Origin of the sequence: Microbacterium sp. RU33B, from assembly GCF_900155915.1 — a bacterium.
In the GTDB taxonomy this organism is placed as follows: Bacteria; Actinomycetota; Actinomycetes; order Actinomycetales; family Microbacteriaceae; genus Microbacterium.
In genome coordinates this window covers 31227-55593 of the sequence record NZ_FTPO01000001.1, presented here as the reverse complement: position 1 = coordinate 55593, position 24367 = coordinate 31227, and the positions used below count along the sequence as shown (strand labels likewise).

The 24367-nt window shown below is 70.4% G+C and carries 28 protein-coding genes; 13 read left to right on the top strand and 15 right to left on the bottom strand.

The genetic code is table 11. The features are described from left to right. The first annotated feature begins 93 nt into the window (after nucleotides 1-93). Nucleotides 94-660, top strand: coding sequence for a hypothetical protein (locus B0B14_RS00275; protein ID WP_076679445.1), 567 nt, complete (start codon nucleotides 94-96; stop codon nucleotides 658-660). Here the strand turns inward: B0B14_RS00275 and B0B14_RS16685 are convergent. Further along, the gene (locus B0B14_RS16685; RefSeq protein ID WP_256714194.1) at nucleotides 612-746 is read right to left on the bottom strand and encodes a hypothetical protein; all 135 of its coding nucleotides are present in this window, start codon (nucleotides 744-746) and stop codon (nucleotides 612-614) included. The genes B0B14_RS00275 and B0B14_RS16685 overlap by 49 nt on opposite strands. A gap of 98 nt (nucleotides 747-844) precedes the next feature. Between B0B14_RS16685 and B0B14_RS00270 the strand changes: the two genes are divergently transcribed. After that, nucleotides 845-2572 (top strand): acyl-CoA dehydrogenase family protein, encoded by a 1728-nt coding sequence (locus tag B0B14_RS00270; RefSeq protein ID WP_076679444.1) that lies wholly within the window; start codon nucleotides 845-847, stop codon nucleotides 2570-2572. Between the two features lie 13 nt (nucleotides 2573-2585). Here the strand turns inward: B0B14_RS00270 and B0B14_RS00265 are convergent, their stop codons facing one another. Continuing rightward, nucleotides 2586-3200, bottom strand: coding sequence for a TetR/AcrR family transcriptional regulator (locus B0B14_RS00265; protein ID WP_076679443.1), 615 nt, complete (start codon nucleotides 3198-3200; stop codon nucleotides 2586-2588). 84 nt (nucleotides 3201-3284) lie between these two features. Here B0B14_RS00265 and B0B14_RS00260 point away from each other — a divergent pair, with 84 nt between their 5' ends. After that, a complete protein-coding gene (locus tag B0B14_RS00260) occupies nucleotides 3285-4262 on the top strand; it encodes an NAD(P)-dependent alcohol dehydrogenase (RefSeq protein ID WP_076679442.1) in 978 nt (325 codons plus the stop codon). A 9-nt stretch (nucleotides 4263-4271) separates the two neighbouring features. Here B0B14_RS00260 and B0B14_RS00255 read toward each other — a convergent pair whose 3' ends face one another. Both B0B14_RS00255 and B0B14_RS00250 read right to left on the bottom strand, forming a co-directional pair. Continuing rightward, the gene (locus B0B14_RS00255) at nucleotides 4272-5243 is read right to left on the bottom strand and encodes a Gfo/Idh/MocA family protein (RefSeq protein WP_076679441.1); all 972 of its coding nucleotides are present in this window, start codon (nucleotides 5241-5243) and stop codon (nucleotides 4272-4274) included. A 25-nt stretch (nucleotides 5244-5268) separates the two neighbouring features. Beyond that, nucleotides 5269-5733 carry an Lrp/AsnC family transcriptional regulator gene (locus B0B14_RS00250; protein WP_372236623.1) on the bottom strand — a complete coding sequence of 155 codons (465 nt, stop codon included), beginning with the start codon at nucleotides 5731-5733 and terminating at the stop codon, nucleotides 5269-5271. A 318-nt stretch (nucleotides 5734-6051) separates the two neighbouring features. On the opposite strand from B0B14_RS00250, the gene B0B14_RS00245 reads away from it, so the two are divergent. The 3 genes from B0B14_RS00245 (at nucleotide 6052) to B0B14_RS00235 (ending at nucleotide 8812) form a co-directional block, all read left to right on the top strand. Continuing rightward, the gene (locus B0B14_RS00245) at nucleotides 6052-7668 is read left to right on the top strand and encodes an MFS transporter (RefSeq protein WP_076679439.1); all 1617 of its coding nucleotides are present in this window, start codon (nucleotides 6052-6054) and stop codon (nucleotides 7666-7668) included. A 44-nt stretch (nucleotides 7669-7712) separates the two neighbouring features. After that, nucleotides 7713-8108 (top strand): TIGR03618 family F420-dependent PPOX class oxidoreductase, encoded by a 396-nt coding sequence (locus B0B14_RS00240; RefSeq protein ID WP_076679438.1) that lies wholly within the window; start codon nucleotides 7713-7715, stop codon nucleotides 8106-8108. A gap of 110 nt (nucleotides 8109-8218) precedes the next feature. Beyond that, nucleotides 8219-8812, top strand: coding sequence for a fasciclin domain-containing protein (locus tag B0B14_RS00235; RefSeq protein WP_076679437.1), 594 nt, complete (start codon nucleotides 8219-8221; stop codon nucleotides 8810-8812). Nucleotides 8813-8900: 88 nt separating this feature from the next. Here B0B14_RS00235 and B0B14_RS00230 read toward each other — a convergent pair whose 3' ends face one another. Next, nucleotides 8901-9893: an NADP-dependent oxidoreductase gene (locus tag B0B14_RS00230; RefSeq protein ID WP_076679436.1), complete on the bottom strand. Its 993-nt coding sequence runs from the start codon at nucleotides 9891-9893 to the stop codon at nucleotides 8901-8903. A 180-nt stretch (nucleotides 9894-10073) separates the two neighbouring features. Here B0B14_RS00230 and B0B14_RS00225 point away from each other — a divergent pair, with 180 nt between their 5' ends. After that, nucleotides 10074-10844 carry a patatin-like phospholipase family protein gene (locus B0B14_RS00225; protein WP_076679435.1) on the top strand — a complete coding sequence of 257 codons (771 nt, stop codon included), beginning with the start codon at nucleotides 10074-10076 and terminating at the stop codon, nucleotides 10842-10844. Here the strand turns inward: B0B14_RS00225 and B0B14_RS00220 are convergent. Continuing rightward, on the bottom strand, nucleotides 10841-11107 hold the full coding sequence (locus B0B14_RS00220; RefSeq protein WP_076679434.1) for a hypothetical protein: 267 nt from the start codon (nucleotides 11105-11107) through the stop codon (nucleotides 10841-10843). The genes B0B14_RS00225 and B0B14_RS00220 overlap by 4 nt on opposite strands. A 146-nt stretch (nucleotides 11108-11253) precedes the next feature. Here B0B14_RS00220 and B0B14_RS00215 point away from each other — a divergent pair, with 146 nt between their 5' ends. Beyond that, nucleotides 11254-11481 (top strand): RNA-binding S4 domain-containing protein, encoded by a 228-nt coding sequence (locus B0B14_RS00215; RefSeq protein ID WP_076679433.1) that lies wholly within the window; start codon nucleotides 11254-11256, stop codon nucleotides 11479-11481. Nucleotides 11482-11492: 11 nt separating this feature from the next. On the opposite strand, the gene B0B14_RS00210 is transcribed toward B0B14_RS00215, so the two are convergent. From B0B14_RS00210 to B0B14_RS00180, 7 genes are all read right to left on the bottom strand, one after another. Further along, nucleotides 11493-11996, bottom strand: a complete 504-nt coding sequence (locus B0B14_RS00210) for a metallophosphoesterase family protein (RefSeq protein ID WP_076679432.1) — start codon at nucleotides 11994-11996, stop codon at nucleotides 11493-11495. 62 nt (nucleotides 11997-12058) lie between these two features. After that, nucleotides 12059-13018, bottom strand: a complete 960-nt coding sequence (locus B0B14_RS00205; RefSeq protein ID WP_076679431.1) for a family 43 glycosylhydrolase — start codon at nucleotides 13016-13018, stop codon at nucleotides 12059-12061. A gap of 82 nt (nucleotides 13019-13100) precedes the next feature. Further along, nucleotides 13101-14033: a carbohydrate kinase family protein gene (locus tag B0B14_RS00200; protein ID WP_076679430.1), complete on the bottom strand. Its 933-nt coding sequence runs from the start codon at nucleotides 14031-14033 to the stop codon at nucleotides 13101-13103. Continuing rightward, nucleotides 14030-14977, bottom strand: coding sequence for a carbohydrate ABC transporter permease (locus B0B14_RS00195; RefSeq protein WP_076679429.1), 948 nt, complete (start codon nucleotides 14975-14977; stop codon nucleotides 14030-14032). The genes B0B14_RS00200 and B0B14_RS00195 overlap by 4 nt, the downstream gene beginning before the upstream one ends. A 2-nt stretch (nucleotides 14978-14979) precedes the next feature. Then, the gene (locus B0B14_RS00190; RefSeq protein WP_143733584.1) at nucleotides 14980-15921 is read right to left on the bottom strand and encodes a carbohydrate ABC transporter permease; all 942 of its coding nucleotides are present in this window, start codon (nucleotides 15919-15921) and stop codon (nucleotides 14980-14982) included. A 62-nt stretch (nucleotides 15922-15983) separates the two neighbouring features. After that, nucleotides 15984-17270, bottom strand: coding sequence for a sugar ABC transporter substrate-binding protein (locus B0B14_RS00185; protein ID WP_076679428.1), 1287 nt, complete (start codon nucleotides 17268-17270; stop codon nucleotides 15984-15986). Between the two features lie 41 nt (nucleotides 17271-17311). Further along, nucleotides 17312-18397: a LacI family DNA-binding transcriptional regulator gene (locus B0B14_RS00180; RefSeq protein WP_076681171.1), complete on the bottom strand. Its 1086-nt coding sequence runs from the start codon at nucleotides 18395-18397 to the stop codon at nucleotides 17312-17314. 122 nt (nucleotides 18398-18519) lie between these two features. On the opposite strand from B0B14_RS00180, the gene B0B14_RS00175 reads away from it, so the two are divergent. From B0B14_RS00175 to B0B14_RS00165, 3 genes are all read left to right on the top strand, one after another. Then, nucleotides 18520-19428 (top strand): hypothetical protein, encoded by a 909-nt coding sequence (locus tag B0B14_RS00175; RefSeq protein WP_076679427.1) that lies wholly within the window; start codon nucleotides 18520-18522, stop codon nucleotides 19426-19428. A 74-nt stretch (nucleotides 19429-19502) separates the two neighbouring features. Next, nucleotides 19503-20036 carry a hypothetical protein gene (locus B0B14_RS00170; RefSeq protein ID WP_076679426.1) on the top strand — a complete coding sequence of 178 codons (534 nt, stop codon included), beginning with the start codon at nucleotides 19503-19505 and terminating at the stop codon, nucleotides 20034-20036. Beyond that, nucleotides 20036-20647 carry a hypothetical protein gene (locus tag B0B14_RS00165; RefSeq protein ID WP_076679425.1) on the top strand — a complete coding sequence of 204 codons (612 nt, stop codon included), beginning with the start codon at nucleotides 20036-20038 and terminating at the stop codon, nucleotides 20645-20647. Before B0B14_RS00170 ends, B0B14_RS00165 begins: the two co-directional genes overlap by 1 nt. A gap of 16 nt (nucleotides 20648-20663) precedes the next feature. Here the strand turns inward: B0B14_RS00165 and B0B14_RS00160 are convergent, their stop codons facing one another. After that, nucleotides 20664-21410: a ThuA domain-containing protein gene (locus tag B0B14_RS00160; protein WP_076679424.1), complete on the bottom strand. Its 747-nt coding sequence runs from the start codon at nucleotides 21408-21410 to the stop codon at nucleotides 20664-20666. Then, nucleotides 21407-22483: a Gfo/Idh/MocA family protein gene (locus tag B0B14_RS00155; RefSeq protein WP_083710208.1), complete on the bottom strand. Its 1077-nt coding sequence runs from the start codon at nucleotides 22481-22483 to the stop codon at nucleotides 21407-21409. Before B0B14_RS00155 ends, B0B14_RS00160 begins: the two co-directional genes overlap by 4 nt. Before the next feature lie 245 nt (nucleotides 22484-22728). On the opposite strand from B0B14_RS00155, the gene B0B14_RS00150 reads away from it, so the two are divergent. Both B0B14_RS00150 and B0B14_RS00145 read left to right on the top strand, forming a co-directional pair. Beyond that, nucleotides 22729-23112 (top strand): YciI family protein, encoded by a 384-nt coding sequence (locus B0B14_RS00150; protein ID WP_076679422.1) that lies wholly within the window; start codon nucleotides 22729-22731, stop codon nucleotides 23110-23112. Continuing rightward, the gene (locus B0B14_RS00145; RefSeq protein WP_076679420.1) at nucleotides 23109-24365 is read left to right on the top strand and encodes an RNA polymerase sigma factor; all 1257 of its coding nucleotides are present in this window, start codon (nucleotides 23109-23111) and stop codon (nucleotides 24363-24365) included. The genes B0B14_RS00150 and B0B14_RS00145 overlap by 4 nt, the downstream gene beginning before the upstream one ends. Nucleotides 24366-24367 lie beyond the last annotated feature (2 nt).

Below are 24367 nucleotides of genomic sequence, written 5' to 3'. Positions count from 1 at the left end.
TGTGACAGTCACATCCCAAGCGGGATCTTCGGTCATCGAGGGGATCGAGTCTGCCCCTCTGTCACACGCTGTCACATCCGTAGACTGGCGCCGATGGACCTCTCCCGCCACCTGCCGCTCAGCAATCGTCCCCGCGACGACGAATCGGGCGTGACCACCGACGAGCGCGCGACGATCGCCCGGCTCGTCGAGCGGGCGGCGGCCGTCGTGGACGGGCAGTCGGACGCCGACGGGCTCGCCCAGCGCTTCGCGAGCGACGCCGGGCTGGGCACCCTCGCCTCCGCCGGGGATCTGCACACGCTCGCGGACGCCGTGCGCGCCGGCAAGCGTCGCCGCGGACGCCAGCTCGTCGACGCCGCGCGCGCACTCCTGCGCCTCGCCGACACGGTGGGCGCGGATGCAGCGATCGCTCCGGCCGTTCTCGGGCGGGTGTCGCTGCACGCCTCGGTCACGACGTCGTTCGATCGTCGCGCAGCCCTCTCGGGCAGCACGGTGAGAGCGAGCGACGCGGAGTGGGAGTTCGGCCGCGGGCCGCTCGTCGAGGGCACCGCGCTCGAGATCACGCGCTTCCTGCTGGGCCTGTCCGACACCGCGCCGAAGGCGCCTCGTCGTCAGCCGCCGGACGTCAGTGCGCCGATGAGCCCGGACGCCACCATGTAGATGCCGACGGCCGACACGACCACCCAGATGCCGATGCGCGTGGGCGTGACGCCGCGCTTCTTCTCCGGGTCTTCGAACTCAGGCATGGCACGACTCTACCCGCGATGCCTCGCCGGGGCTTCCACCCGGTACTGAGTGCCAATTACACTGAGCCTCGGTATCACCCCCGCTTCGAGGAGACCCCATGGCCGAGGCATCACGCTACATCCCGCCGATCGATGACTACGCGTTCCTGCTTCGTGAGGAGTTCGGTCTCGACCTCGTGGCCCGCGCCACCGGCGGCGAGCTCTCCGCCGACGACGCGGAGGAGATCCTCACGGCGGCGGGCGAGTTCGCCGCATCCGTCCTGGCGCCGCTCCAGACGGCCGGAGATCGCGTCGGCGCGCGCCTCGAGGATGGACAGGTGCACCTGCCCGCGGGCTTCGCCGAGGCCTATCGCGCGTTCGTCGATGCCGGCTGGATCACCGCCGACGCCCCCGTCTCCGCGGGCGGCGACGGCCTGCCCGGCGCTGTCCGGGCCGGGCTCAGCGAGATGTGGAACGCCTCGAATGCGGCGTTCGCGCTGTGCTGGCTGCTGACCGCGGGGCAGATCCACGCGCTGGATGCGGCAGCATCCGACGCCCTCCGCGAGACCTTCCTCACGAAGCTCGTCTCGGGCGAGTGGACCGGCACGATGAACCTCACCGAGCCGCAGGCGGGCACCGACCTCGGAGCGATCCGCTCGATCGCCACGCCGCGCGACGACGGCAGCTGGGGCATCCGCGGCCAGAAGATCTTCATCACGTGGGGCGACCACGACATCGCCGACAACATCGTGCACCTCGTGCTGGCCCGCACGCCCGACGCGCCCGAGGGCGCGCGCGGTCTGTCGCTGTTCGTGGCGCCGAAGTTCCTCGTGAACGACGACGGCACGCTCGGCGAGCGCAACGCGATCACGACGGTCGCCGTCGAGCACAAGCTCGGCATCCACGGCAGCCCGACGTGCGTGCTCGCGTACGAGGATGCGACGGGCTACCTCGTCGGCGAGGTCGGCGGGGGCCTGGCGGGCATGTTCGTCATGATGAACGCGGCCCGCGCCGGCATGGGGTTCCAGGCGACGGGCATCGCCGACCGTGCGTACCAGGATGCGGCCGCGTACGCGCAGCAGCGGCTGCAGGGCCGAGTGCTCGATCGCCCCACGGGCGCGCCGATCGCCGAGCACCCCGACGTGCGGCGTCTGCTGCTGTCGATGTCGAGCAAGATCTTCGCGATGCGCGCCCTCGGGGTGTACGTGGGCGATCTGCTCGACCGCGCCGAGAACGACCCGGCCGAGGCGAAGCTCGCGGAGTTCTTCGTGCCGATCCTCAAGGGGTGGACGACGGAAGACGCGATCATCGTCACCAGCGAGGCCATCCAGGTCTACGGCGGCATGGGCTTCATCGAGGAGACCGGCATCGCCCAGCACTACCGCGACGTGCGCATCACGACGATCTACGAGGGGACGACGGCCATCCAGTCGAACGACCTCGTGGGTCGCAAGGTGCTCCGCGACCAGGGCGCCGTCGTCGGCGAGCTGTTCGCGAGGATCGACGAGACGATCGCCGCCCTCCGCGCCCTCGGAACGCCAGCGGCCGAGCGCGCGGCCGACCGGCTCGGGCGGGCCGTCGAGGCATCCCGTCGCGCCACGGCAGATCTCCTCGCGTTCGCAGAATCCCAGCGCGACGCCTACGCCGTGAGCGTTCCGTATCTCCTGCTGCTCGGCACGCTCGCCGGCGGCTGGATGCACGCCCTCGCCGTCGTCGCGGTCGCGGCGCACGCCGAGCCGTCGGCGGCGGATGCCGCACGCCTGACCGCGGCGGACTTCTACGCCGCCCACCACCTCCCCCGCGTGCACGCGCTCGCCGAGACGGTCGCCGGCGGCGAGATCGACTGACCTCGCTCGGGCGTCAGCGCCGGGCCGCGAGCCCGTCGAGCAGCATGTCGAGGCCGAGGACGAACCCGTCTCCCGACGGGGCGTGCTCGAGGTGCTGGCGCGCGTGCGTCGCGAGGTGGGCATAGGGCGCGACCAGCGCACGCACTTCGTCAGGGGAGGGCGCGGCGGCATCCGGTGTCGAGAACTCCAGCGCCTGCCAGGTGTATCCGTAGACATGTCCGTCGAGCACGTGCAGGGCGTGGAACGCCGTCTCGGGCGCGACCCCGCCGTGATCGAGGTGGGCGAGGGTCGCGTCGGCCACGGCGAGTCGCGAAGCCCCGCCCTCGGCGAGCGGCAGGCGGAAGAACCAGGGATGCCGCAGCAACGCGCGGTGGGCCGATCCGCACAGGCGGTGCAGGCCGGCACGCCAGTCGGGCTCGTCGAGCGCGAGGTCGACGTCGCTCCAGACGAGGTCGATGAGACCGGCGTGCAGATCGCGCTTGCCCGCGACGTGGTTGTACAGCGACATGGCCTCGACGCCGAGCTCTCCGGCGAGACGCCGCATCGACACGGCGTCGAGACCTTCGGCATCCGCGAGCGCGAGGGCGGTCGTCAGGACGGTCTCCCGCGTGAGCCCCACCCGTGCCATGCGGCCTCCTTGACAAACTTACGGCGTAAGCATACTGTCCTCAAAAGAAACTTACACCGTAAGCAAAGACCGTCAGGAGACACGGTGCGCGCGCTGACCTACGACAGGTACACGGATGCCTCGGGACTCGAGCAGTCCGACATCCCGGTCCCCGAACTGCCCGCCGACCGGGTGCTCGTTCGCGTCGTGGCCGCCGGCCTCAATCCGTTCGACTGGCACATGTACCGCGGCGAGCCCTACTTCATGCGGCTCCAGGAGGGCTTCACGGTGCGCGAGCGCCGCACAGCGGGCGCCGACTTCGCGGGCGTCGTCGAGGCCACAGGATCAGAGGTGCGCGACTTCGCGCCGGGTGACCGCGTGTTCGGCGACATCGGGAACGGTGCGCTCTCCGAGCTCGCCGTGGCCCGCGTCACGTCGCTCGCGAAGCTCCCCGAGGAGATCTCGTTCGAGATCGGTGCGGCCACGCCGATGGCCGGCCTCACCGCGCTGCAGGCGCTGCGCGACGCGGGCGGGCTCACCGAGGGGGCGCGGGTCCTCGTCTGGGGCGCCTCCGGGGGCGTCGGGCACCTCGCGGTGCAGCTCGCCCGCGCGCTCGGTGCGAGCCGGGTCGACGCGGTCTGCTCGGGTCGCAACGCCGCTATGGTGCGCGCACTCGGCGCCGACTCCGTCTTCGACTACACCGCCGACGAGCGCCCCACCGGACCCTACGACGTCGTCGTCGACACCGTCGCGACCGCATCCGTCGCGACGCTGAAGCGCATGCTGGCCCCGGGCGGACGTGTCGCGACCGTCGGCGGGATCAGCCGCGGGCGGGTGCTCGGCCCAGCGACGGTCGCGGTGCGGCGCCTCGCCTCGGCGAAGCTCCAGCGCACCGATGCGCGCATGGTGATGGCGCGCGTCGCCGCCGCCGACCTGGATCTGCTCGCCGCGCTCCTCGCCGACGGGAGGCTCTGCCCGGTCGTGGATCGCGTGTACCCGTTCGACGACGCCGTCGAGGCGTTGACCGCGCTGGAGGGCGGCCACGTCCGCGGAAAACTCGTGGTCCGCGTCGGCGACGCCTGATCGAGTCCGTCAGACGACGGGCGCCACCCGGCGGACCTCTTCGATGAGCCGCAGGGTCTGCCCGGTCAGCCGCTGGTCGGCGCTCGCGTCGCCGCCCGAGGCGATCAGCTCCGCGAATCGGCGGACCTCGTGCACGAGCGGGTTCTCCGGCGCCTCGACGTCGTGACGCACGCGGGAGCCGTCGATCCCGACGAGCTCCACCGAGCGCGGCGCCGCGATGTCGTCGATCACGAGCGTGCCCTCCTCCCCCTGGATCTCGCTCGCGATCGCGCTCGAGCTGATCTTGGAGTACGACAGGTCGACGACGAACCCGGGGTAGCGCGCGAGCACCGTGCCGGCGCCGTCGACCCCCGAGGAGACGCCGACGGATGCCGCGGCCAGCCCGTCGGGCACACCGAACAGCATCACCATGGCGTGGAGGCAGTACACCCCGAGGTCGTTGAGCGCTCCGCCCGCGAGAGCGGGGTCGAACATGTTGACGCGCTCGCCCGCCAGCACCTTCGCATAGCGAGATGACTGCTTCTCGTAGCGGAGCGACGCGTGCCGCAGGCGTCCGAGGTCGGCCAGAAGCGATCGGACGAGGTCCATGCCGGGGTCGTACTCGGTGCGCATCGCCTCGAGGAGGACGACATCCGCCTGCCGCGCCCGCTCCACCAGCTCGGCCCACTCCGCCTCGGTCGTGACGGCCGGCTTCTCGACGATGACGTGCTTACCCGCGGCGATCGCACGGAGCGCCTGCGCGTGGTGCGCGCTGTTGGGGCTCGCGATGTACACGGCGTCGACGAGCGGAGAAGCGAGCACATCGTCGTACGTGCCCGACCAGTTCGCGCCGCACTCGGCGGCCTTGGCCGCAGCGCGTTCCCCGTCGCGCGACGAGACCGCCTCGATGCGGATGCCGTCGACCTGCGACACGGCATCCGCGAACGTCGATGTGATGACGCTGGTGCCGGTCGTTGCGAGGCGGATCTCCGGTGTGCTCATCGCCCCAGCCTAGGAGCCGAGGCCGTCAGTCGTCGGCCTTGAGCAGTTCGCTCACGCGGTAGGGGATGACTTCGCGCAGGAACAGGCTCGTGGACGTGCGCAGGATGCCGGGGCACAGCCGCACGACCTCGGCGACGCGGTACAGGTCGTCGGGACTCTTCGCCACGACGCGCAGGAGGAGATCGGTGTCACCCGCGGGGGCGAAGCACTCCAGCACCTCCGGCACACCGCGCAGCGCCTCGATCGCCTCGACGATCCGATGCTGGTCGAGCTCGACGCGGATGGACGCCGCGACCCCCCGTCCGAGCGCCTCCGGGCGGACGCGGGCACTGTGGGAGCGCAGCGCCCCGGATGCCGCGAGCCGCTCGAGCCGCGCGTGCACGGTGCCCCGAGCCAGCGACAGTCGCTGTGCGAGAAGGGCGACAGGAAGACGGGGATCGTCGTCGAGCTCCAGGAGGATGCGGCGGTCGGTCGCGTCGAGAACGCTCATACTGATCATCCTTGCTCTGGTCGTCGGTCCCGGATTGGACACATCGATCAATCGAATCGAAGCCAGTTGTGTGATCTGCGGGATCCGTGGTGTGATCCTTGCACATCGAAGCGACTCACGGCCATAAGCGGTGATCGCGGGAGTCCGGCGTCCCACCCTCTCGCCGATGTTTCCCCACGAAGGAGACCGACTCCCCCCGACGACAGTTCCCGCCGTCCTGATGTCGCGCGCCCGCCGGATAGGGCAACATCGTGCTCAGGGCAGATCGCCGCACCTCAGCCGCACTGCCGACTCCCCCGAGCAAGAGGTCGTCGCATTGTGAAGAAGTGGTCCGCCGTCATCGTCCTGGGCCTCGCGCAGTTCGTCATGGTGCTCGACGGCACCGTGATGAACGTGTCGATCTCCACCGTCGTCGTCGATCTCGACACCACGGTGTCGGCCATGCAGGCCGCCATCACCTTCTACACGCTGACGATGGCGGCGTTCATGCTGCTCGGAGCCAAGCTCGGAGACGTCTGGGGGCGCCGGCGGGCGTTCGTGGTCGGCTCCTGCGTCTATGCGATGGGCTCGCTGCTGACCGCGCTGAGCCCGAACGTGCAGTTCCTGTTCCTCGGATGGTCGGTGATCGAGGGCCTCGGCGCCGTGCTCGTGATCCCCGCGATCGCGGCGCTCATCGCCGACAACTACCACGGCCGCGACCGCGTCACGGCGTACGCCGCGATCGGTGCGGTCTCCGGCGCGGCCGTCGCGGCCGGACCCCTGATCGGCGGATTCGTCACCACCTACTTCGACTGGCGCTACGTGTTCGTCGCCGAAGTCGTCATCATGATCGGCGTGGTCCTCAGCGCGCGCCTCGTGAACGACACGACGCCTCGCCGCACGGTGCGGATCGACATCCTCAGTGTGCTCGTGTCGTCGGCCGGCCTCGTCCTCGTGGTCTACGGGATGCTGCAGACCAAGGTGTGGGGCTGGATCCTCCCGCTGCAGAGTCCCCAGATCAACGGCGTCGACGTCGCTCCCCTGGGCATCTCCCTCTCGGCCTGGTTCATGGTGCTCGGAGCCGCGCTGATCTATGCGTTCGTCCGTCGCCAGCGGCGGCTCGTGCGTCTGGGCCGGTCGCCCCTCGTGCACGTCGAGATGTTCTCGATCACCCAGCTGCGCAGCGGGCTCTCCGTGCTCGGCGCGCAGTACGCCGTGACGGCGGGGCTGTTCTTCATGGTGCCGGTCTATCTGCAGATGACCCTGGGGCTGGACGCCCTCCAGACCGGCATCAAGATCTTCCCGCTGTCGGTCTCGCTCATCCTGTTCTCGGTCGCCGGCACCGTGCTCTCGCGGTTCTGGTCACCGCGGCGCATCGTGCGCGTGGGCCAGCTCGTGCTCGTGCTGAGTGCCGGCATCCTCCTGGGCGCGGTGACCGAAGACCTGCGCAGCCTGCTGTTCGGCGTCGGCATGTTCCTGGCCGGGGGCGCACTGGGTCTCCTCGCCTCCCAGCTGGGCAACGTCACCATGTCGAGCGTCGGCGAGGAGCAGACCAGCGAGGTCGGCGGACTGCAGGGCGTCTTCCAGAACCTCGGCTCGTCGCTGGGCACCGCCCTGATCGGCTCCATCCTCATCGGCGCGCTCGCGACCTCGTTCGCCTCGGGGGTCGCGACGAGCGGCCTGTCGGCCGAGACCCGCGGCATCGTGAACGAGCGCACGGAGGGCGGCGTCGCGATCGTGCCGTCGGCGGACGTCGAGAAGATCGCGGAACAGGCCGGGCTGGATGAGGAGGCGGCCACGGAGCTCGCCACGGTCTACCGGGAGTCGCAGCTGTCATCGCTGCGCGTCGCGTTCTTCGGGCTGATCGTGATCAGCCTGCTCGCGCTCCTGCTGTCCCGAGGCATCCCCGCCACCGCTCCGACGGCTCGAAAGCCGAAACAGGACGCAGCCGCCTGACGCCCACCGCGCCCCGCGCCACACGGGTCGCGGACAATGGGCACATGACCATCGCACTCACCCCGGACGGCATCCGCTTCGTCACCGAGCGCCACCTGGCGACGCTCTCCACGATCGCCCCGTCCGGCTCGATCCACGTCGTCGCGGTCGGCTTCACGTTCGTCGACGGTGTGGTGCGCATCATCACGTCGGACGGGAGCCAGAAGGTGCGCAACGTCGAGCGCGATGCCCGGGCGACGGTCGCCCAGGTGAGCGGCCCGGAATGGCTGAGCATCGCCGGTCGTGCACGCATCGAGCGGGAGCCGGATGCCGTTCAGCTCGCCGTCGACCTCTACGCGGCGCGCTACCGTCAGCCGCGCGTGAATCCGCGGAGGGTCGTGGTGCGCATCGACCCCGAGCGCGTGCTCGGCTCGGGCGGACTCATCTCCTCGGCGCGCTGAGCCCGTCGAGTTCGCCCCACCTGCATCCGTGGAGGGCCACCGCGGAGAAGACACTCATGGCGCCCCGCAAGACCAGTCCGGGCGGCATCCCTGAGTGAAGGAGCTGAACGATGAAGATCAGAACCCGAATCGCCCTCGCGGCGGTCACCACGGCAGCACTCGTGTTCGCGGCCGCCCCCGCGCATGCGACGAACGGCGCACCTCCGAGCGGCACGATCGTGGACGTCGCGGTCGCGGCATCCGGAGGCGGCACACCCGACAGCAACCCGTGGGACTACGACATCCTCGTGCAGGCGGTGCTGGCCACCGGGCTGAACGGCGCGCTCGCCGACACGACGAAGAAGTACACGGTGTTCGCACCCAACGACCGTGCCTTCCTCCTCTTGGTGAAGGATCTCACCGGAACGATGCCCGCATCAGAGGCCGAGGCTCTCACCACGATCACCACGGCCTTCACGACCGATCAGATCGCGAACATCCTGCTGTACCACGTCGTCGCCGGAAAGAAGCTCGGCCCCGTGCAGGTGATCCTGTCGAAGTCGCTCACGATGGCCAACGGCGGAACGGTGAAGCCGCGCGTCGTCACGCTCCGAGATGAGTCGCCGTCGCTCACCGACCCGCGGCTGGTGCTGTGGAAGGTCAACATCCCCGCGACCAACGGTGTGATCCACACCATCGATCGCGTGCTGGTTCCGGCCTCCTGACGGGGCGGGCCCAGGGGCCCATCGCGCCGCCTCCGGGCGACCGCGGTGGGCCCCTTTCTCGCGGTCGTGCGAGAGAGGGGCCCCGGTGTCACTTGGCCGCTTCGAAGACGTCGCGCGCCCGGAGGGTGCGCACCCGCGTGACCGGGCGCATGCCGAGGATGATCTTGCCGCGGGAATGCAGGCGGGCCAGGTCGTCGTAGGCCTCCGCGACGTCGTCGAACGCGTAGAAGCCGGAGACGAGCAGCGTGAAGGCCCGGCGCTCGGCCAGCGCGACCAGTCGCTCGAGCAGCTGGGTGCCCTGCGCGATCGACGGCGGATCGCCCTGGAGGAGGCGCAGCTCGGTGTCGCGGCGGTCTGCGCTGGAACGGTAGCGCGACGGGGACACGCCCAGCTCGTCGGCCAGATCCGCCCCGTCCTGGCCGAAGTTGTCGATCATCGCCGTGACGGGAGCGCCTGCGGCGTCGCGGATGCGCTTCGCGATCCCCTCGCCGTACCGCACGGGGGTGATGCCCAGCTGGCGCAGGTAGTCGAAGTTGCGGTCGCCGCACGTGCCGATGACCTTCGCCCCGAGATGACGGGCGATCTGCGCCTCGATGCTTCCGACGCCTCCGGCCGCCGCCGAGACCACGAGCACGTCGCCGGGCCCGATGCGCAGCTCGTCCAGCGTGGAGAGGGCCGTTGCGCCCGCCAGGTACAGGCCGCCGGCCTGCTCCCACGTGATGCCGCGGGGCTTGGTCGCCAGCGCCCCGGCAGGCACGGTGACGAACGTCGCCTGAGCCCCTTCGCGCACGTGCCCGATGACCTCGGCCCCCTTGCCGAATCGCGAGACCCCCGCGCCCACGGCGACCACGATGCCGGCGAAGTCGCTCCCCGATGCGCGCGGCCACGGCTCGTCCGCCCAGCCCGACTCGGTGCCGGCCCGGATGAAGCTGTCGATGTGGTTGAGCCCGGCGGTCATGACCTCGACGGTCACCTCACCAGGGCCCGGGGGCGGAAGCGGTCTGGTGCGCACCGTCAGGACGCTCGCGTCGCCGGCGGCGTCGTACTCCACCACGGTGGTCGTGGTCGGCATCTTCGTCATGTCGCACTCCGCTCCTGCGCAGAGGTCACCGGCGAGTCCGGCAAAGTCCCGCGTGAAGGTATTCCGGTCCCGACGCCGATCCGGATGCAGGTCTCGCGATATTCGCAGGCGGGCGTGCGCGCGATCCCGCACCGTCCGGCCCTCGACGCCGCCCACCGGATGCCGCCCTAGTGTGGATCCATGCCTCCGCCCGAGACCGTCGACGACGCGTCGCTGGGACTCGCACTCAGCGGCGGCGGCGCATTCGGCGCCGCGCACGTGGGCGTCCTCCAGGTGCTCGCCGAGCGCGGCATCCGTCCGGGCATCGCCGTCGGAACGAGTTCAGGCGCCCTGGTCGCCGCGGCCTACGCGGCGGGCGTCGAGCCCGACGCGATCGAGCGCGCCGCGCGGGCGTTCCGCTGGCGGCACATCGCGCGATGGTCGGGCACTCCGCGCTGGGGCCTGCTCGACACGGCTGCGGTGACGGATGCCGTGCGCGCCGCGCTCGGCACCGATCCGCTCATCGAGAACCTCCCGCGGCGATTCGCCGCGTACGCGACCGATCTGCGGACTCGACGAGGAGTGATCCTCGACCACGGACGGTTGAGCGTGGCTCTGCGCTCCTCGATCGCCGTGCCGGGCCTGCTTCCTCCCGTGCGGCGCGGCTCCCTCCTGCTGGCCGACGGCGGGATGGTCGACAACGTCCCCGCCTCCGCCGCGCGCGCTCTCGGGGCGTCGCGCATCATCGTCGTGCGTCTGCACGCGAAGTGGGAGAACGTGCGCATGATGCGCACCGTGACACGCACGGCCGACCTGATCGCCGATCCGTCCGTCGTGCTGATCCAGCCCGAGATGCAGCACATGGCGCAGTGGACGATGTCGGACGTGCCGCGCCTCATCCTCGAGGGGCGGCGTGCCGCCGAGACGGCCTTGGACGCCGCGGCACTCCGGGAGCGGAGCGCGGAACGCTAGCGGGCGTCGTCCGGGGTCGCGTGCGGCATCGGCAGGGCGCCGTCCTGCGCCGGGGGCGCAGCATCCGCGGGGCCGTGCGGCATCGGCAGCGCACCGTCGTCGGTCTGCGAGTCGTTCGACGCCTCGGATCCGTGGGGCATCGGCATCGCGCCGTCGTCTGCGGGCAGCGGTGCGGCCTCGTCGGAACCGTGCGGCATCGGCATGGCTCCTCCGTGGACCTCCTCGGCGCCGTCGGCGTGGTGGCTCTCGTTCGTGTCGCTCATGACCGTTCCTCTCGCTGGCCTTTTACTGTCCACTGTCCGGACCCGTCCGCGCGCGGGGTTGACACCCGTCGACCCGGCGTGGTCCCATCCTGCCCGATGACCGCCGCCGCGCCGACGATTCGACCCCGTTCGGCTAGCATTCGGGGATGACGAAGCCGGGTCCGATCGACGATGTGCCCATCGGAGGCGACGTCATCCGCCTCGGACAGTTCCTGAAGTTCGCGGGAGCCCTCGACTCCGGCGGCGAAGTCAAGGAAGCCATCATCGACGGCTACGTCACCGTCAACGGCGAGGTCGACCGCCGTCGCGGACGCCAGCTCCACGCGGGCGACGTCGTCGGCTTCGAGGGGCGCCGGTTCCGCGTACGCCCGTGAGGTGAGCTGGCTCAGCCTCGTTCGACGGGGATGAGCTCGACGTCGCGCAGCGCACCGCCGTCGGCGACGGCGGTCATCATGGTGCAGACCGGCTGGCGGCGACGATCGGTCGGCGAACCGGGGTTGAGCAGCCGCATGCCGGCCGGGGTCACCGAGTCCCACGGGATGTGACTGTGACCGAACACCAGCACATCAGTGTCGGCGAAGGCGGCATCCATGCGCTCCTCACGACCGCGCGCGGCCCCGGTCTCGTGCACGACCGAGAACCGGATGCCGTCGATCTCGATGGCGGCGACCTCGGGGAGGACCTCCCGCAGATCGGGTCCGTCGTTGTTGCCGTGGACGCCCACCACGGGGGCCAGCAGGCGGAGGTCGTCGAGCACGCGCAGCGCCACCCAATCGCCCGCATGGATCACGAGGTCGGCAGCCTCCGCCGCCGCGCGCACGGCGTCCGGCAGCCCGCGCGCCCTCCCGGGGATGTGCGTGTCCGAGATGAGGAGGAGCCTGGTCGGCATGTGCGGGTCCTGTTCGGCGTCGGAGAGGTGGGGCTCCCATCATGTCCCGAGGCGCGTGGGGATCACTCCCGCGACTCCCGACGCGCCACCAGGCGATCGGCCTGCCACTCGACCGGCATGGGATCGCTGACGCCGCCCACGAAGCGTCCGTCCTCCCCCGCGTTGCGGAAGGCGAACAGCAGCCACTGGCCGTCAGACCGCCGGCGGAGGAGCCTGCCCACGTAGAGCGCGTCGTCCGTCAGCGGATAGGCGGCGTCGATGTCGAACGGGCCGGTGAGACTCTCGGCCGGGACCGCCCACGTGCCGCCCCGCGCGCCGGCGCGCGCCGGCGTCGCGTGATCGTCGAGGCACGAGAACAGGAGCACGGGCCGGCCGTCGACGTTCTCGACCTGCATGACCTCGAGCTGACCGAAGCCGGTGTCGCTGGGCGCGGTGAGCGGTTCGCGCAGCTCCCACGTGCGCAGATCCGGCGACCACGCGTGGCCCACGACCCCGCGTCCGAGCGGGATCCCGTGCGGCGCGCGTGCGGTCACGAGCATGTGCCAGCCGTCGCCCTCCGGATCGGCGAAGACCCACGGATCGCGGAAGGCCTCGTCCTGCCAGGCATCGTCGTCGAGGGTCTCGTACCACGGGCCGGCGGCTTCGAGCACGGGACCGGAGGCCTTCGTCCACGTCGTCAGGTCGTCGGAGGTGGCATACCCCACGCGCTGGACGTTCTTGCCGTCCGGGGAGAGAGACGCGCCCGTGTAGAAGAGGAACCACGTGCCGTCGGGATGACGCACGACCGAGCCCGTCCAGGTGGCCAGGTCGTCGAACGCGGGCGCGTCGCTGCGCACGAGGGCGTCCTCCACCTGCGTCCACTCGACCAGATCGGTCGAGACCGCGTGCCCGATCGAGGCGCGGTAGTGGCGGGCATCGGGATCTCTCAGCGCCCGCGAGGCGTACAGGAAGAAGATGTGGTACTTCTCGCCGTCGTCGGCGAACCAGTAGTCCCACACCCAGGAGCCGGGCAGATCGAACACGTGTGCTTCCTTCTTTCTCAGCGCGTCGGCGCGCAACGGAGGGGGGTGAAGCGGCCGGCCGGCCGCGGGTCGGTCGTGGGGTTCATCGCGCGTCACCGGCGAGTTCTTCGCGTCGGGGCGGGTCGGCACCCGGTCGCGACACCGTGATCGCCGCGGCCTGCGCGCAGCGCCGCAGGAGCGTCTCGAGATCGTCGTGCGGGACGACCGCCGCGGGATGCCGCGCCGCGGCGTGGTTCGCGAGCCCGTCGATCAGCGCACCCATGAAGGTGTCGCCCGCCCCGACGGTGTCGACGACGGTGACGGGGACGCCCGGAACGACCACGTCACCCGTGGCGGTCACGGCGTGGGCGCCGCCGGCACCCGAGGTGACGACGACGAGCGCCGGACCGCGCCGCCGCCATTCCCGCGCGACGTCGAGCGGATCGCGGCCGGGATGCAGCCAGCGCAGGTCTTCGTCGCTGGCCTTGACCACGTCCGCGAGTCCCACGAGCTCCGCGACACGCTCCCGCAGGGCGTCGGGGTCGTCGACCAGTGCCGGGCGGATGTTGGGATCGTAGGTGATCATCGCCCCCGCGTCCGCTGCACCGACGAGCGCGCGCACCTGATCGGCTCCGGGAGCCAGGACGGCGCCCACCGATCCGACGTGGACCACATCGGCCGACGCGACGAGATCGGCGAAGCCCGTGCGGTCGTGGCCGAGGTCCCAGTGGATGTCGAACTCGTACTGCGCCGCGCCAGCGGCATCCAGACGCGCGACGGCGGTCGAGGTCCGCGGCGACGGCGCTGCCGAGACCGCGACATCCGATTCCTCCAGCCAGCGGCGAACGAGCGCGCCCCGGTCGTCGTCTCCCAGGCTCGTCACCAGGGCGGGCCGGCGACCGAGGCGGCCGAGGGTGAGCGCGACGTTCGCGGGGCTGCCCCCCGGCGCCTCGTCGACGACGCCGCGGCCACGGTGCACGACATCCACGAGCGCCTCGCCGATCACCACGATCCGAGGCTCGACGACCTCCGTCATCCCTTCACTCCGCTCGCCGCGATGCTGCTCACGAACGCCCGCTGGAAGACCAGGAAGACGATGAGCACCGGCAGCGTGATGAGCGAGGTGTAGGCCATGACCTCACCCCACGCGGTGTTGAGCTGGAAGAAGTACTGCATGCCGACCATGACCGGACGCAGCTCCTCCTTCTGCACCACCATGAGGGGCCACAGGTACTGGTTCCAGGCGGGGAGGAACGTCAGGATCGCGACCGTCGCGAACGCCGGGCCCGACAGCGGCACCAGGATGCGGCGGTAGATCGTGAACCAGCTGGCGCCGTCGATGCGCGCCGCCTCGTCGAGCGACTTCGGGATCGTGGAGAAGTACTGCGTGAACAGGAAGATCGAGAACGCGTTCGCGATGAACGGCACGATCTGCACTTCGTACGTGTTGAGCCATCCGAAGTCGTACTTGAGCACCCCGCCCTCGAACACGAGGGTCGGAAGCTGAGCCACCCAGTAGACCATCGGCACGGCGATCGTCTCGAACGGCACGATCAGCGTCGCGATCACGAGCGCAAGGACGACGATGCGCCCCTTCCACTCCAGACGCGACAGCGCGAAGCCCGCCATCGAGTTGACCACGAGCCCGAGGCCGACCGTGAGGACGGTCACGAGGATCGAGTTGAACAGGAACTGGGCGACCGGCACCCGCTCGAACACGCCGAAGTAGTTGTCGAGACTGATGTCGCCGACGGGGAGGAAGGCGTTGGGCGAGTCGATGTCCTGCAGGATCTGGCTGTCGGGCTTGAGGCTCGACACGAACATGAACACCAGCGGGAACAGGAACATGATCCCGAACAGCGACATCGCGACGTAGAGGAGGATCTTGCCGCGGAGCCGGTGCGACTTCTCGCTCGCGGGCGACTTCGGCTCGCGGCGGCGCGTGCCGCGCGAGGTGGTGAGGGTTCTGGTGGCGGACATGCTCAGTCCTTCTCTCGCGTGAGCCGACGCTGGATGAGCGCGATGATGAGCACGGCGACGAAGAAGATGAGCGAGATCGCGGCCGCGTAGCCGATCTCCTGCTGCTCGTACCCCTTGCGCACGGCGTGGAACACGATCGTGGAGGTGGAGTTCACGGGCCCGCCCTGGGTCATGACGTCGACCTGCACGAAGAGGCCGAGGGCGGCGATGGTGATCGTGACCAGGACGAACACCATCGTGGGGCGAAGGCCCGGCCAGGTCACGTTGGTGAACTGGCGCCACGGGCTCGCGCCGTCCATGCGCGCGGCCTCGTACAGCTCCTCGGGGATGGTCTGCAGCCCCGACAGCCAGATGATCATGTGGAATCCGACGGCCTGCCAGATCGACAGGACGATGATGGCCCCGAGCGCGGTCTGCGGATTGTTCAGCCAGTCCACGCCGCTCCAGGCGCCGAAGGTGAGGGCGTCGATCATCGAGTTGATCAGCCCGTCCCTCTGGTACATGAACTTCCAGAGGATCGACACCACGACGATCGAGGTGACGACCGGGATGAAGAAGATCACCCGGAACGCCGTCACGCCGCGCATGCGGCGGTTGACCAGCACCGCGAGGAGCAGACCGAGACCGGCCTGCACCGGCACGACGACGAGCGCGAAGATCGCGGTGTTGCCGACCGACTGCACGAAGACGGGGTCGGCGGCGAACGCGCGGATGAAGTTGTCGAAGCCGACGAAACGCGGCGGGTTCGGCGAGATGAGTCGCGCGTTCGTGAACGACAGGGTGAACGCGAGGATCACCGGGACGACGAGGAAGAGGAGGAGGAGGATGCCGGCGGGGGCGATCATCCCGAGCCCCGCCCACGTCTCTCGGCTCTTGATGGAGCGGATGCGACGGGTGGCGCGCCGAGGCTGCTCGGCCGCGACCGTCGGTGGTGTGACAGTCATGTGCAGATCTCTCTGAGGGTGCGCCGGCGGGAGCGGGGAGCCCCCGCCGGCGCAGTGGATCTCTAGAAGCCGTAGCCGTCGTTCGACGCGATGTTGGCGTCGATCTCGGTGACGGCGCGGTTCAGCGTCTCGGTGACGTCGGCGCCGTTCATGATGTCCTTCGCGGCCGTCTCGAACGTCGACGAGATCACGGCGTAGGCCGGGGTCTCCGGGCGCAGCACGGCGTACTTCTGCGAGAACTCCACGAACGGGCGCAGGGCGCCGTCCTCGGAGAAGTACTCCGATGCGGCGGCGGCCGCCTCGGTCGCGGGGATCACGACCTGCTTGTCGGCGAACTCGGTGATGTACTTGTCCTGGAAGCTGAACTCCAGGTACTGACGCGCACCGTCGGGGTCGTTGCACTCCGAGGAGATCGACCACTGCCACGAGCCGCCGCCGATCTTCGGGCCTTCGCCGAGGTCCGGCGGGGGCAGGATCAGCAGGTCGTCGCCGACGGCTTCGAGGGCGGCGACCGCGTTCCACACGCCCGTGTAGCTGAGGGCCACCTCGTCGTCGACGAACTCCTGGTTGCCCACGGTGCCGCCGTTGCCGGCGAAGCCGTCGGCGAACAGGCCGGCGAACCACTCGCCCCATTCGACCGCCTCCGGGCCGTTGAGGGCGCCGTCCGCCGTGAGCATCGTCGAGCGGTCGATGAGGTCGCCGCCGAAGCTCTGCAGGAACGGCGAGTAGGCGTAGGGCCACCATTCGCCGGCGTCTTCCGCTCCGATGTCGAGCGGGGTCTCGTAGCCGGCGGCCTTGAGCGTCGCGAGCGCGGCGGAGAACTCGTCCTTCGTCCACGGCTCGTCGACCGTGGGGATGCGGATGCCGTTGGCCGTCAGCACGGACTCGCGGGCGAAGATCGAGAGCGCGGCATCCCAGTATCCGGCGGAGTAGATCTGGTCGTCCCACACGCCCACGGCGGTGGGCAGCAGCGAATCGGTCAGCTCCTTCGGGAGCTCGAGCGGCTGGAGGTAGCCCGCCCAGGCCCAGTTCGGCATGATCGGCCCGTCGAGGTCGAGCAGGCACGGGAGGTCGCCGGAGGCCGCAGCCGCGACGATCGCGTCGTTGTACGCGCCCTGCGGGAACGACTCGTGCACGACCTCGTAGTCGTCCTGGGAGGCGTTGAAGTCGGAGATGATCTGCTCGTAGACCGCCAGCTCCGCCTCGTTGCCCGCGGAGTGCGTCCACATCGTGAGCTGCGTGCGACCGTCTTCCATCGTCGCGTCGCCCTGCCCTGCCTGTCCGCATCCGGTGAGAGCGAGCGCTCCGACCAATCCGGCCGATACGAAGATCGGCGTCCTTCTGCGCATAGTTGTGGTTTCCTTCTCTTGGTGACTCACGTCCACGTGGGTCATCGATCGATGGCTGCTTCCGGCAGCCGTTCGGTGTGTGAAGCCCGTCGTCGGTTCGGTTTGGCGACTTGTGCCGGCGGCGGGCCCACGGAGTCTCGTCGGATGACGGGACACTCCATCAGGTGCGTGGCGTCCTCAGCCCCTTCTGCGCGGACGCCGAGCGCGACCTCCATCGCCCAGCGACCCATTTCGTAGTGGGGCAGCGCGACGGTGGTCAGAGGGGGGTCCTGCTCCGCCGCGATCAGCTGCTGGTCGTCGTAGCCGACGATCGACAGGTCGCGCGGAATCTCGAGCCCGCGATGGTGGGCGGCGGTGTAGACGCCGACGGCCATGCGGTCGTTGAAGCAGAAGATCGCGGTCGGCCGCTGATCCTCCGGAAGGTCGAGGAGCCGCTCGGCGGCGCTGCGACCGCCCTGCGCGGAGGTGTCGCCGGTCACGTGGAGGGCGGGATCGACCGGGATGCCGGCTTCGGCGAGCACCGAGAGGTACCCCTCGTGACGCAGCGCCGAGGCGATGGGGGTGTCGGTCGTGTCGAGGTAGGCGATGCGCCGGTGGCCGGCCGCCACGAGCTCGCGCACGGCGGCGGCGCCTCCGACCCGGTCGTCGGGGACGACGCTGCGGAATCCGCCGTCCGCGGGGCGACAGTCGAGGAACACCGTGCCGGCCGGGAGTCCGGCAGGCGCGTCGACGATGCGGTGCCACATGCTCGCGTAGATCATGGCGTCGACCTGCTGAGCGGTGAGGGCGGCGATGGCGTCGCGCTCGATCTGGTCGTCTCCCCCGGTGTCGACGAGGAAGACGAGATGCCCTTGCGCGCGGGCGGCATCCTGCGCACCGGCCAGCATCCGGCCCGCGAACGGGGTCGTCGCGATCTGGTCGGAGATGAGCCCGACCGTGCGCGTCTGCTGCGTGCGCAGCCCGCGGGCGACGGAGCTCGGCGCGTAGCCGACAGCGCGCGCGGCCTCGCGCACCCGGAGGCGGGTGTCGGCGGAGATGCGCGACTCGACGTCGTTCATGACGAGGGAGACGGTCGTGACGGACACTCCCGCCGCGGCGGCGACATCCGAGATCCGGGGTCGTGCCATGATCGTCACCTCCTCGTGATAAATCGATTTATCTTGGCTGAGAAGAGTATGGATCAGAGGATCCGGCGACGTCAAGAGCGTCTTTCGTCGCGGCGGCCGCGGCACGACCTACGCTGTCTGACATGGCATCGCAGATCGATCCCGCGGACAGGCGCAGATTCGTCGCCCACACGGAGGATCTGGTGTCGCCCAAGGCGGTCGCCGGCCTCTACGGGCGCGCGGAGATGCTGTCCCGCATGCCGATGAAGCTCCAGCGGTGGATCGTCGCGCACGCGCGCGGCGAGGAGTACATGGGGTTCGTCGTGGAGCCCTACTGCTTCTTCCTGGCGTACGAGGTCACCGACGAGGCGGCTGCACGCCGGCTGCTCCCGCCGGACTACCGACTCGTGCCCACCGCGATGTTCGCCGACGAGACCCCGCGCCTGTGCGCGATCCTCGGCGCGTTCACCGTGCACACGTCGGTCTTCTGGGGCGGGCGCGTGGAGCTGTACCTGATCGCGGAGAACACCCGCACGGGCATGCTCACCTGGGTCATCTGCGACTACGAGTCCAACACCATCAACTACGACCCCGGCGAGGGATTCTCCGCCGCGACCACGAGCCGCGCCGTCATCACGACATCGCACGCCGGCGAGGTGATCATCGACGTCAGCAGCGCCGAGCGCCCCCACCACCTGGAGGTCACGGCCGCGCTGCCGCCCGCCGCCATGGCCCCCCTGGACCAGAGGCTGTGGATCGACGGCAACCTGTCGGTCGACTACGGCGGACGCCTCATGCACACCGGCTCCGAGCCGTTCGGGCTCATCTTCGATCCGGGCGAGATGGCGCAGGCCCTCCGCGTCCCGCTGGATGCCGTCGACGTGCACCGCAACACGTTCGGCGAGGCGTTCCGCGCGGCGGAGCCCTTCGAGGCAGCGTGCTTCCCCTACTCCCAGCACTTCCTCACGACGAGCTACCCGCAGGCCAGCCCCATCCGAGACCAGGAAGGGCTCGAGAGCGCGGTCCGCGCCCGCACCGCACGCCCGACGTAGATGCACGCCGCGGAGCCGCATGGGTTCCGTGAGGACGAGGGTCGGCGGCACTCCGCCGCGACTAGACCTGACGCATGACCCTCACCGCGATCGTGCCGACCCTGCGCCGCAGCATCCCCGACCCCTTCCATCCCAGCGCGTGGCCCGAGCACACGCAGACGACCACCACGGATGTCGTGATCGCCGGGGTGTCGCTGCGCCGGCTCGTCGAGCTGTGCGAGACCCCGTGCGTGCACAGCGCCGACGCGCTCGTGCCGGGGTCGCGGCTTCGCCCCGAACTCCGTCGGGACGCCTCGGTGGTCATGACCACCGTGACCGGGACGTGCACCGACGACGTGGGCGAGTGGGTCGTGCGGATCGACGCCGACCTGATGGCTGCCCCCGTGCTGTGGGAGGAGACGCGATTGATCGGACGCGTCTCCACCGCCCCGCTCCGGCGCGCCGTGATCGGCGGAGCCGGGTGCGCATGGGTGCCCGGCGATGCGACGGAGGGTGATCTGCTCGCGATCCCCTGCCGCGAGCTCGTCACGCTCCACGACATCCGCCCCCGCACTCCGGAAGCGCTCGTCGACCCCGCCGCTCGGGCCTCGACGGGCACCCTCGCCTGATGTTCGTCCCGAACAGGATCCCCGCCCTCACCCTCCCCCCGCAGGAGCTCGAGATGATGTCCATCCTCCACAGCATCACCAGCAGCCGCCCCGAGCCCTTCGCGGAGGCGTCCTGGTGGCCGGAAGGAACGGTCCACACCGCCGACGACATCCTTATCCGTGGCACGTCGATGGTCGACGTCGCCCGTACCGGACGCACACCCCTCGTGCGCATCGGACAGGTCCCGTCCGTGCACGGCCTCCGCAGCGGCCGTCAGGACTTCGTGACCGTCGTGCTCACCCGGATCGAGCACATCGAGCGGTTCAGCGGACTGCAGCGGCCGGATGTCTGGATCGACGCCACGCTGCGCGACTGCGCGGCGATCCTCGCAGCCGCGCGGCTGCTCGGTCGTCGATCGGCGGCGCACACGCGACGCACCCGGCTGCGCGCCGAAGCCGACGCCGGGTCACGAATGTCCGCACGGCTTCCGGCGGATCTGCGGGTCGGAGACCTCCTCGCGATCCCGTGCGCCACGACGGTGCCGCGCAACCGCGTCGCCGGAGGCGCCCCGATGCGCGCCGCCGAGGAAGAGGATGACGAGGGCGGGATGGCGCCGCGCTGCGGCAGGTGACGACACGAGCCAGGCGTCAGTCGACGCGGTCGAACCACCCCGGGGCGTGGTAGTCCGCCGGCAGCGGACGCCGCTCGTGCGTCGCCATCGCCCACCTCACGCCGTTGGCCAGCACCCGCACGACATCGGGGTGGTGGTAGACGGGGAACTCCTGGTCACCCGGAGAGAAATAGAACACGCGGCCGTACCCGCGCGTGTACGTCACGCCGGAGCGGAACACCTCGCCGCCGGCGAAGGTCGAGAGGAAGACCGTCTCCTCCGGCACGGGGATGTCGAAGAACTCCCCGTACATCTCCTGCTCCGGAATGACGATCGGATGCGGCACGCCCTCCGCGATCGGGTGCCGGGGGGCGATCGTCCACACGAGCTCGCGCTCCCCGTCGCTGCGCCACTTCAGCGAGCAGCTCGACCCCATGAGACGCCGGAAGATCTTCGAGTAGTGGCCCGAGTGCAGCACGATGATCCCCATGCCCCCGAGGACATGGGCGTGCACACGGTCGACCACCTCGTCGGAGACCTGGTCGTGGGCGACGTGCCCCCACCACAGCAGCACGTCGGTCTGCGCCAGCACGTCTTCGGTGAGCCCGTGCTCCGGCTGCTGCAGGGTGGCCGTGCGGATGTCGGCCGCGTCGCCGAGCACGCCACGCAGACCCGCGGCGATCACTTCGTGGATGCCGTGGGGGTAGTGCCGGATGACGCCGGCGTCACCCGATGTCTCGTGCACGTTCTCGTTCCATACGAGGATGCGAGGGGCGTTCGTCATGGTCGGTTCTCCTTCGTCGCGGGTCGGTGCAGGACGACCGGTTCGGCGCGCCCACTGGCGGCGGACCGGAGAGCCGCGTCCATGATCGCGAGACTTCCGATGTTGTCGCGGGCCGTCGTCTGGGGCGCTGCCCCCCCGAGGATTGCGCGCGCGAACTCCCGGAGCACTCCGGCACGGTCGTACACGTCGGATTCCTCGAGCGTGAGCGGACGAGCGCGCCGCCCACCCGGCGTCCGGAGCGTCACGACGTCGCCGGAGGCATCCTCCTTCTCGCCACCGCCGCGGCTCGTGAAGAAGATCTCGCCGGACTCGCCTTCGATGCGCCACTCGCCCGCCCAGGGCGTCGGCGTTCCCCGGCTCAGCCAGCTGCCCCGGTAGCTGACGACGAGACCGCCGTCCAGCTCGATCACGATGGCCGCAGACGCCTCCTGCGCATACTTGCTGAACGTCGGACTGCTCGTCTTGGCGTAGACGCTCACCGCCTCGCGCCCGGTCACCATCCGCAGGAGATCGAAGTGATGGATGGCCATGTCGGCGATGAGCGGATGCGGGAACGCGTAATGCCGGTGGGTGGCCGCCGGTTCGTCGTTGTCCCACTGCCGGAAGTCGATGTTGATCGCCGAGAGCTCACCGACCGCGCCGTCGTTCACAAGTCTGCTCACGAGCTTCGGCGCCGGGTAGTGCCGGTAGTTCTGACTCACTTGAAGGATCAGCCCGAGTTCCTCCGCCCGGTCGGCGGCGGTGACCGCCTCCGCCAGGGAGTTCGCGAGCGGCTTCTCCACGAGGACGTGCAGACCCGCCTCGAGAGCCTCGAGAGCGAGCGGCACGTGCGTGACGGCGGGCGACGTGATGACCACTCCGTCGGCGTCGACTGCGCCGATCGCCTGCGACAGTGCGGGGAACGCGCGCGACGGATCCAGGCCCGCATCGGCGACGACGGCGTCGAGCGTGGGACCGTGCGGGTCGACGACCGCGACCACCTCGACCTCGCCGACGGTCGGCAGCACGGAGCGAGCCCAGTTGCCACCCCACCCTCCGAGTCCGACATGGATCAGACGAACAGGCACCGGCATCCTCCTACGATCATCCCGCTGCTCCGTGGGCGCCAAGAGGACGCCGACGGTGGTTCTCCGAGCCTAGCCAAGGCGCTGAGTGCGGCGAGCCGTCGGGAGCCTTCCGGCGAGCAGTCCTTCAGGGGAGAATCCGACCGGACGGTGTCGTATTCGACCGTCGCCGTTCGTGGATGTGGTGTGCGACCCGCGCGGGTCGTTCCCATCGAGAGGCAGACATTGGCTCTCGCCCGAGGAGAGGACACGCAGTGCCGAAATATCTGATCGCGTTCAACGACGAGTGGGTGCCGGCGCACACCGCCGACCAGCTGCAGAGCAAGAGCGAGGCATCCGCCGCCGTGCTCGCCGACATGCAGGAGGCGGGGGTCTTCCTGTACGCGGACGGGGGGATCGACGCGTCGACCGCGATCTTCAGCGTCGTGAGCCGCGACGGGAAGGCGGTCTTCACCGACGGCCCGTTCGTGGAGTCCAAGGAGCACCTCGGAGGATTCACCGTCGTGGAGGTCGCGGACGACGACGCGGCGCGCCACTGGGCGGGCCGCCTGGCCGTCGCCCTGGACTGGCCGCAGGAGGTGCACCGGTTCCCATCGGGCCTCGACGAGATCGTCGAACGGCACGCGACGGAGTCGTGAGCGATCCCGGCGTCGAGGCGGCGATCGCGCGCGCGCACCGGGAGGAGTGGGCGCGCGTGGTCGCAGGCCTCGCCCGCCGCTTCGGCGATCTCGATCTGGCCGAGGACGCGGCAGCCGAGGCGTTCGTCGTCGCGCTCGAGCGGTGGCACCGCGACGGCGTGCCACCCCAGCCGGGGGCGTGGCTGACGACGACGGCGACGCGCAAGGCGATCGACCGGCTGCGCCGCGAGTCGCGGCGCGAGGAGAAGCACGAGGCCGCGTGGATGCCGGTGGACGACTCCCCCGTGGAGCCGACCGGCCCGGTCGACGACGACCGCCTGCGGCTGATCTTCCTGTGCTGCCACCCCGCCCTCGCGATGGAGGGCCGGGTGGCTCTGACTCTCCGGCTGCTCGGCGGCCTGACGGTCGCGGAGATCGCGCGCGCCTTCCTCGTACCGGAGACCACGATGGCCCAGCGGATCACCCGCGCGAAGGCGAGGATCCGGGCCGCCGACCTCCCCTACCGGGAGCCGTCGTCCACCGACATCCGGGAGCGGACGGACGGCGTGCTCGCCGTGATCTTCCTCGTCTTCAACGAGGGCTATCTCGCCACGGGCGGCGCCGACCCTCTGCGCGCCGACCTCACCGAGGAGGCGATCCGGCTCGCCCGCCTGCTGCGCGCTCTCGTGCCCGAGGAGGGCGAGGCGACCGGCCTCCTCGCCCTGATGCTCCTCACCGACGCGCGACGCGCGGCCCGCGTGTCGGACGACGGGGAGCTGGTGACCCTCGACGAGCAGGACCGTGGCGCATGGGACCGAGCGCAGATCATCGAAGGCCATGCCCTCGTGCGCGAACGGGTCGCCGCCGTCGGCGCGGGAGGCGATCCGCCCGGGCGGTACCAGCTCCTGGCGGCGATCAACGCCGTGCACACCCACGCGCCCTCCGCACGCGACACCGACTGGACGCAGATCGTCGCTCTCTACGACCGCCTTCTCTCCGTCGACCCGACTCCGATCGTGCGACTGAACCGGGCGATCGCCGTCGCCGAGGTCGACGGCCCCGACGTGGCGCTCGCCGAGATCGACCGGATCGCCGAGCCGCTCGAGGAGTATCACGCCCTCCACGCCGCCCGCGCCGATCTCCTGCGCCGGATCGGGCGGAGCGGCGAGTCACGTGCGGCATACGACAGAGCCATCGCCCTCACCGGCAATCCGGCCGAGCGCGCGTATCTCTTGCGCCGTCGCAGTCAGCTCGGCGGGGTCGACGGCACCTGAAT

What these genes read in the sequence shown, in the direction of transcription:
- B0B14_RS00275 (WP_076679445.1), top strand. Translation starts at nt 94, where the DNA reads ATGGACCTCTCCCGCCACCTGCCGCTCAGCAATCGTCCCCGCGACGAC.
- B0B14_RS16685 (WP_256714194.1), bottom strand. Translation starts at nt 746, where the DNA reads ATGCCTGAGTTCGAAGACCCGGAGAAGAAGCGCGGCGTCACGCCCACG.
- B0B14_RS00270 (WP_076679444.1), top strand. Translation starts at nt 845, where the DNA reads ATGGCCGAGGCATCACGCTACATCCCGCCGATCGATGACTACGCGTTC.
- B0B14_RS00265 (WP_076679443.1), bottom strand. Translation starts at nt 3,200, where the DNA reads ATGGCACGGGTGGGGCTCACGCGGGAGACCGTCCTGACGACCGCCCTC.
- B0B14_RS00255 (WP_076679441.1), bottom strand. Translation starts at nt 5,243, where the DNA reads ATGAGCACACCGGAGATCCGCCTCGCAACGACCGGCACCAGCGTCATC.
- B0B14_RS00250 (WP_372236623.1), bottom strand. Translation starts at nt 5,733, where the DNA reads ATGAGCGTTCTCGACGCGACCGACCGCCGCATCCTCCTGGAGCTCGAC.
- B0B14_RS00240 (WP_076679438.1), top strand. Translation starts at nt 7,713, where the DNA reads ATGACCATCGCACTCACCCCGGACGGCATCCGCTTCGTCACCGAGCGC.
- B0B14_RS00235 (WP_076679437.1), top strand. Translation starts at nt 8,219, where the DNA reads ATGAAGATCAGAACCCGAATCGCCCTCGCGGCGGTCACCACGGCAGCA.
- B0B14_RS00230 (WP_076679436.1), bottom strand. Translation starts at nt 9,893, where the DNA reads ATGACGAAGATGCCGACCACGACCACCGTGGTGGAGTACGACGCCGCC.
- B0B14_RS00225 (WP_076679435.1), top strand. Translation starts at nt 10,074, where the DNA reads ATGCCTCCGCCCGAGACCGTCGACGACGCGTCGCTGGGACTCGCACTC.
- B0B14_RS00220 (WP_076679434.1), bottom strand. Translation starts at nt 11,107, where the DNA reads ATGAGCGACACGAACGAGAGCCACCACGCCGACGGCGCCGAGGAGGTC.
- B0B14_RS00215 (WP_076679433.1), top strand. Translation starts at nt 11,254, where the DNA reads ATGACGAAGCCGGGTCCGATCGACGATGTGCCCATCGGAGGCGACGTC.
- B0B14_RS00210 (WP_076679432.1), bottom strand. Translation starts at nt 11,996, where the DNA reads ATGCCGACCAGGCTCCTCCTCATCTCGGACACGCACATCCCCGGGAGG.
- B0B14_RS00200 (WP_076679430.1), bottom strand. Translation starts at nt 14,033, where the DNA reads ATGACGGAGGTCGTCGAGCCTCGGATCGTGGTGATCGGCGAGGCGCTC.
- B0B14_RS00195 (WP_076679429.1), bottom strand. Translation starts at nt 14,977, where the DNA reads ATGTCCGCCACCAGAACCCTCACCACCTCGCGCGGCACGCGCCGCCGC.
- B0B14_RS00190 (WP_143733584.1), bottom strand. Translation starts at nt 15,921, where the DNA reads ATGACTGTCACACCACCGACGGTCGCGGCCGAGCAGCCTCGGCGCGCC.
- B0B14_RS00185 (WP_076679428.1), bottom strand. Translation starts at nt 17,270, where the DNA reads ATGCGCAGAAGGACGCCGATCTTCGTATCGGCCGGATTGGTCGGAGCG.
- B0B14_RS00180 (WP_076681171.1), bottom strand. Translation starts at nt 18,397, where the DNA reads ATGGCACGACCCCGGATCTCGGATGTCGCCGCCGCGGCGGGAGTGTCC.
- B0B14_RS00175 (WP_076679427.1), top strand. Translation starts at nt 18,520, where the DNA reads ATGGCATCGCAGATCGATCCCGCGGACAGGCGCAGATTCGTCGCCCAC.
- B0B14_RS00170 (WP_076679426.1), top strand. Translation starts at nt 19,503, where the DNA reads ATGACCCTCACCGCGATCGTGCCGACCCTGCGCCGCAGCATCCCCGAC.
- B0B14_RS00165 (WP_076679425.1), top strand. Translation starts at nt 20,036, where the DNA reads ATGTTCGTCCCGAACAGGATCCCCGCCCTCACCCTCCCCCCGCAGGAG.
- B0B14_RS00160 (WP_076679424.1), bottom strand. Translation starts at nt 21,410, where the DNA reads ATGACGAACGCCCCTCGCATCCTCGTATGGAACGAGAACGTGCACGAG.
- B0B14_RS00155 (WP_083710208.1), bottom strand. Translation starts at nt 22,483, where the DNA reads ATGCCGGTGCCTGTTCGTCTGATCCATGTCGGACTCGGAGGGTGGGGT.